The sequence below is a fragment of the Campylobacter sp. CNRCH_2016_0050h genome, from assembly GCF_025772605.1.
In the GTDB taxonomy this organism is placed as follows: Bacteria; Campylobacterota; Campylobacteria; order Campylobacterales; family Campylobacteraceae; genus Campylobacter_D; species Campylobacter_D lari_D.
Window position 1 is genome coordinate 36,358 of the sequence record NZ_JAKMSK010000013.1, and the last position, 6,311, is coordinate 42,668.

General features: G+C 28.0%; 6 protein-coding genes and 1 pseudogene. 5 read left to right on the forward strand and 2 right to left on the reverse strand.

Annotated features, from left to right (window positions below):
* Positions 1–21: 21 nt before the first annotated feature.
* Both L8X28_RS07050 and L8X28_RS07055 read right to left on the reverse strand, forming a co-directional pair.
* Positions 22–1,320, reverse strand: coding sequence for a sensor histidine kinase (locus L8X28_RS07050; RefSeq protein ID WP_263665918.1), 1,299 nt, complete (start codon positions 1,318–1,320; stop codon positions 22–24).
* The gene (locus L8X28_RS07055) at positions 1,314–1,973 is read right to left on the reverse strand and encodes a response regulator transcription factor (protein ID WP_220566406.1); all 660 of its coding nucleotides are present in this window, start codon (positions 1,971–1,973) and stop codon (positions 1,314–1,316) included. Before L8X28_RS07055 ends, L8X28_RS07050 begins: the two co-directional genes overlap by 7 nt.
* 87 nt (positions 1,974–2,060) lie before the next feature.
* On the opposite strand from L8X28_RS07055, the gene L8X28_RS07060 reads away from it, so the two are divergent.
* From L8X28_RS07060 to L8X28_RS07080, 5 genes and pseudogenes are all read left to right on the forward strand, one after another.
* Positions 2,061–3,044: a substrate-binding domain-containing protein gene (locus tag L8X28_RS07060; RefSeq protein WP_257928718.1), complete on the forward strand. Its 984-nt coding sequence runs from the start codon at positions 2,061–2,063 to the stop codon at positions 3,042–3,044.
* Between the two features lie 16 nt (positions 3,045–3,060).
* A complete protein-coding gene (pstC, locus tag L8X28_RS07065; RefSeq protein ID WP_047208303.1) occupies positions 3,061–3,975 on the forward strand; it encodes a phosphate ABC transporter permease subunit PstC in 915 nt (304 codons plus the stop codon).
* Positions 3,972–5,060, forward strand: a complete 1,089-nt coding sequence (gene pstA / locus L8X28_RS07070; RefSeq protein WP_133318866.1) for a phosphate ABC transporter permease PstA — start codon at positions 3,972–3,974, stop codon at positions 5,058–5,060. The genes pstC and pstA overlap by 4 nt, the downstream gene beginning before the upstream one ends.
* Positions 5,057–5,797: a phosphate ABC transporter ATP-binding protein PstB gene (gene pstB, locus L8X28_RS07075; protein ID WP_133318867.1), complete on the forward strand. Its 741-nt coding sequence runs from the start codon at positions 5,057–5,059 to the stop codon at positions 5,795–5,797. The genes pstA and pstB overlap by 4 nt, the downstream gene beginning before the upstream one ends.
* 59 nt (positions 5,798–5,856) lie before the next feature.
* Positions 5,857–6,133 (forward strand): annotated as a pseudogene (locus L8X28_RS07080) (DUF2920 family protein); the annotation flags it as partial.
* Between the last annotated feature and the right edge of the window lie 178 nt (positions 6,134–6,311).

The following is a 6,311-nucleotide window of genomic DNA, read 5'->3' on the forward strand; positions in this document are numbered from 1 at the left end:
AAGATATTAATAATAAAAAAATTATTTTGTATTTTTTATACTAAAAGAAAAAACACTGCCTTTTTGTGGGTTAGATTGAATTTTTAAAGAACTTTTGTGTAAAGTGAGTATTTTTTTAACTAAAAACAATCCTAGTCCGAAAGAATTGTTTTGGCTAGTATTGATTTTATAAAATTTTTTTGTGATTAATTTTAAGTATTTTTCCTCTATGCCTATGCCTTGATCTTGTATAGTAAATTCTTGGTTTTTAACTTCAATAAAAATATCTTTTTGACTATATTTTAGTGCATTGCTAATGAGATTAATAATAACTTGCTCAATGAGAAAAGAATCTGCTTTTATGAAAGTTTGCTCTCCTTGAATTTTAATCCTGCTTTCATTAAAATTTTCAACAATATTTTTACTTAAAGCATATAAATCAAAATTTTCTTTATTTAAAGATGTGATATTTAAATTAAAAACAAAATTTAGTTTGTGTGTTAGTTGGTTGATTTTTACGCTTTGCTTGTGAATTTTTTCAAGCATAAATTTTCTCATAGTTTCATCATTATGTTCTTTTTCTAAAGATTGCAAACTTAAATTTATAACACTTAAAGGATTTTTTAACTCATGTGAAATAGCACTGATTAAATTTGAAAGTTGAGTGTTTTTCATTTTAATTTTTTTGGCTTGTTTTTTATTTTGTAATTCTTTCTCATAAAATAATTTTTTTATTTTTAATAATCTTAAATTTAAAGAATTTAAATCATAAAAAAAGTTCTTTGTAAAATGAAATTCTGATTGACTCTTTATATTTTTAATAAACAAAAGTAATTCTTGAAAGTATTTTTTAAAAAAGTTAAATATAAAAATATATATTGCAGTTAATACTGCTAAAAAAAGTAAAAAAATCAAAATATTTTTTATCCAAAAATCTTGTATTTTTGCGTTTATTTTTGGATAAACAATGATGATGTATTTATATCCTTCATATTGATAAGCTTTATAATAAATTTCTTTATTATTAAAAAATTCATGTGTAAAATCTGCGTTAAATTGATTTTTAAAGAAATCAAAATCATCTAAAGATGAGATGGTTTTTCCATCTTTTTTGATGATAAAATCTGCTCTTGTTTGTTGAGAAAATTCTTGAATGTTGTTTGTATTGAGTGTTTTTATAATGCTAAATTTTAATGTATCATTCAAGGTTTTTAATTTTTGCTCATAAGTGCTTTTTATAGTGTTGTTTATATATTGTTCATTAACAAAATAAAACAATCCTATAAAAAATATACAAAAACATATAAAAAATAAAGCAAAAAAATTTCTGATTTTTAACACAATTTATAACCCACCGAGCGCACTGAAATGATATTTTCTTTAATTTGTGGAATTTTTTGTTTTAATCTTAAAATAGCCGTATTGATTGTCTTATCGCTTGTTGTGTCATTTTTCCATACCTGCTCACTTAAAAATTGACGGCTTAGAAGTTGATTTTTGTGATTAAAAAAACACTTGAGTAATTCTACATCTAGGGTTGATAAATTTTCAAATGTATTTGTTTGATGAATTAATTTCCTTTCTTCTATATATAAAGTAAAATCTTGATAAGAAATTTGTTCTTTTGGAGTTTTATTTCTTTTAGTTACGGCTTTGATTCTAAATAAAAGTTCATTAAAATCAAAAGGTTTGCATATATAATCATCGCAGCCTTGCTCAAAACCTTCCAAAATATCTTTTTGTAAAGTCTTTGCACTAAGAAAAATCACAGGCTCCATATAACCTTTTTTTCTTAATTGTTTTATCATCTCTACACTATCGCCACTTGGTAAATTTCTATCCATGATGATTAAGTCTATTTCATTTGTATCTAGAAAGGTTTCTAAGTCAAAAAAATCAAAATAATTATAAATTTTTATATTTTCTTGACTAAGTCTTAAACTAATTAACTCATTTAAATCTTTATCATCTTCTATCAAAATAACATTTAGCATACAAAATTATATCAAAAAATACATGTATCCAAAATGTTTCCAAGTTTTTTTAAATTTTCATTACTTTTTTTAAAACAAGGAGAAAAAATGAAAAAACTTTTGGCTTTAAGTGTGGCTACCTTTGTTAGTTTAAACGCAGCAGAATTAAAAATAGCAGGTTCATCTACTGTCTATCCTTTTACTTCTTTTGTTGCTGAAGAGTATGCTTCTATAAAAAATACAAAAACACCTATAGTTGAAAGTCTTGGCACAGGCGGTGGTTTTAAAGTGTTTTGCGAGGGAATTACTGATATTTCTAATGCTTCAAGAGCAATCAAGCCAAGTGAATTTGAAACTTGTAAAAAATCAGGTGTGAGTGATATAGTCGGGATTATGATAGGCTATGATGGCATAGTTTTAGCTCAAAATAAAATCAATGCTCCATTAAATATAAGCTTACATGAGTTATTTTTAGCTTTGGCCAAAGAAATTCCACAAGATGGAAAATTAGTCCCAAATCCTTATACAAATTGGCAACAAATCAATAAAAATCTACCAAATAGAAAAATTACAATCTATGGTCCTCCATCAAGTTCAGGAACAAGAGATAGTATAGAAGAGCTTGTAATGGTAGATATTTCTAAAAAAATTCCTGAATATAAAGGTGCATATAAAACTATACGCCAAGATGGAGCATTTATACCAAGCGGAGAAAACGATAATTTAATTGTTTCAAAACTTTCTGTTGATAAAGAAGCTTTTGGGCTTTTTGGATACGGATTTTTAGCTAGTAATGATGATAAGATTAATGCAGTTGATATTGATGGTGTAAAAGCTGATGAGAAGAATATTTCCGAAGGAAAATATAAACTAGCTCGTTCTTTGTTTATATATATGAATGCTAAGAAAAATCCAGAAGTATTTGAATTTGCAAAAATTTATATGAGTGATGATTTAGCTAAAAGCGGAGCAGAATTAGAAAAAATAGGATTGGTTCCTTTGGATGAAAAAACTTTAAAACAAACCCAAAAACATATAGAAGAAAAAGGTTTATTAACTGATGAGCTTGTTAAAGCAGGGAAAGTTTTTTAATTTTTAGGATGAAAAATTGATAAAAGAAAAAATAATAAAATTAACGCTTTTTCTTTGTGCTTTTGTTAGCGTAGTAGTAAGCTTTGCTATTATGCTAACTATTTTAATAGAGGCATTAAAATTTTTTCAAAAAGAAAGCGTATTTACTTTTTTATTCTCAAGTCAGTGGGCAGCAGATGCTGCATTTGTAGGTGCTGATGGAAGTAGCAAACATGGGGTTTTTGGTGCCTTGAGTTTATTTTGGGGAACTTTTTATATTTCATTAATAGCAATGCTAACAGCCTTACCTTTAGGTGTAATGTGTGCTATTTATCTTGGAGTATTTGCAGGTAAAAAATCTAAAAACTATTTAAAACCTATTTTGGAAATCATAGCAGGAATTCCTACTGTAGTTTTTGGATTTTTCGCAGCCATAGTTGTAGCTCCTTTTATAGTGTGGTTTTTTTCTCTTTTTGGTATAGAAGCTAGTTTTCAAAGTGCCCTAGGTGCAGGTTTTATCATGGGTATTATGATAGTTCCTATAGTGGCTTCACTCTCACAAGATTGCATTGAAGCTGTAAGTTTAAAAAGGATAAATGGAGCTTATGCTTTAGGTATGACTAAAAAAGAAGTTGTTTTTGCAGTAATTTTACCAGAAGCAATGCCAGGTATAGTTGCAGCTTGTCTTTTAGGACTTTCAAGAGCTTTAGGTGAAACAATGATTGTTGTTATGGCTGCTTCACTGCGTCCAAATTTAACAATGAATTTTTTAGAAGATATGACAACAGTGACTGTAAAAATAGTAGAAGCATTAAGCGGTGATCAAGCTTTTGATAGTTCTTTAGCTTTAAGTGCATTTTCTTTAGGGCTTGTGCTTTTTATTATTACATTAATCATTAATATTTTTAGCGTTTATTTGATAAATCGCTTCCATAAAAGGAAAAATTTATGAAAAAACTTTTTAAACAAAGAAAAAAAGCTTCAAAAAATTTCAAAAGATTCTGTAAAATGGGGCTTTATATAAACCTTATTTTTCTTTGTATTTTTTTATCAAGCGTAGGGTATCTTGGGATAGGAGCTTTTAAGCAAACTTACATTTATGCCCAGGCTGATAGAAATAGCCCTTCATATGAGCTTTTATCGCGTGCTGAACAAAGGAAAATAAGAACGGGTCAAATCAAAGAAAAATCTTGGCTTTTAGCAAATTCTGAAGTTGATCAATATATGAAAAAAAACTACAATAAACTAAGCGATGAACAAAAAACTTTAGTTGATGAATTAGTTCAAAAGCAAGAAATCAAACTAAGTTTTAACACAAATTTTTTCCTTAATGGAGATTCTAAATCACCTGAAAATTCAGGAATCTTTGCTTCTGTGGTTGGAACTTTACTTGTGATGATAGTATGTATGGTTGTAAGTATCCCAATAGGAGTTGGAGCAGCTATTTATTTAGAAGAATTTGCTCCGCAAAATGTATTTACGCATTTTATAGAAGTGTGTATTAATAACCTTGCAAGTATTCCTAGTATTTTATTTGGACTTTTAGGACTTGGGGTGTTTATTAATCTCTTTGGGATGCCTCGTTCTAGTGCTTTAGTTGGAGGATTAACTTTGGCTATTATGAGCTTACCTATTATTATTGTTTCAACTAAAGCTGCCTTAAAAAGTGTGGATATTAATATGAAAAATGCAGCATATGCTTTAGGCATGACTAAAATTCAAATGATAAAAGGCATTATGCTACCTTTGGCAATGCCTATGATTTTAACAGGTTCTATTTTAACTTTAGCTCAAGCTATTGGCGAAACCGCACCTTTGATGATTATAGGTATGATAGCTTTTATACCTGATGTGGCAAATAGTGTTTTTGCACCAACAAGTGTTTTACCTGCTCAAATTTTTTCATGGTCAGCTATGCCAGAGCGTGCATTTTTAGAAAGAACAGCAGCAGGGATTATAGTGCTTTTATCTCTTTTGGTGATTTTAAATTTAGCAGCAATACTTTTAAGAAGATATTTTCAAGGAAAATTAAAATGATAGCAAAAACAACAAATCTAAATTTATTTTATGGTAAAAAACAAGCTTTATTTGATATTAATATGGAAATTCAAAAAAATAAAATCACAGCTTTAATAGGTGCTTCAGGATGTGGAAAATCCACATTTTTGCGTTGTTTTAATAGGATGAATGACAAAATAGCAAAAATCGATGGTCTTGTTGAGATTGATGGAAAAGATGTTAAAAATCAAGATTTAGTCGTGCTTAGAAAAAAAGTTGGAATGGTATTTCAACAACCTAATGTTTTTGTAAAAAGCATTTATGATAATATTTCTTATGCTCCAAAACTCCATGGGATGATCAAAAACAAAGATGAAGAGGATGCTTTGGTGGAAGATTGTCTTAAAAAAGTAGGGCTTTTTGAGGAGGTTAAAGATAAACTAAAACAAAATGCTCTAGCACTTTCAGGTGGTCAGCAACAACGCCTTTGTATAGCAAGAGCTTTGGCCATAAAGCCAAAATTATTACTTTTAGATGAACCAACTTCTGCACTTGATCCTATATCTTCAAGCGTTATAGAAGAGCTTATTAAAGAATTAAGTCATAATCTTTCTATGATCATGGTAACGCATAACATGCAACAAGGTAAGCGCGTGGCTGATTATACTGCATTTTTTCATCTAGGCGAACTTGTAGAATTTGGAGAGAGTAAGGAATTTTTTGAAAATCCAAAACAAGAAAAAACAAAAGCTTATTTAAATGGAGCTTTTGGATAATTTTTATTTATTTAGAAATTTTGATGATATAATTAATCAAAATTTCTAAAAGGCTTAATATGCTTAAAAACCAAACCTATTTTATAGACTCTTGTGATGATGTAGAATTAAATATAAAAAGAGAAAGTAAATTAGAATATAGAATCACTTATGATGATAGTAAGCAAATGAAAGCTATTGTTTTTATCATAGGTGGGTATGGAGCTAATGCAAATATACATTTTCTAGAAAGTTATAGAAATTTTATAGCTAAAAAATTTGATGTAGTAACTGTAAATGTATTTTATCATTGTTTTTGTCAAAGAAGATCGGATGTGGAAAAATATAGTGCAACTACTACTTTTATGGAAGATGATTTACCGCATTTAAAAATAGCATTGAAAATTTAAATATCAATACAAGTAATTTAAACACTTATAATGCTTGGCAATATTATGAGTATTTAAATCAAGCAATTTCTAGCTTAAAAGGGCAAAATTTGGTAGATCAAAATTATCAAGCATATTTTACTTCC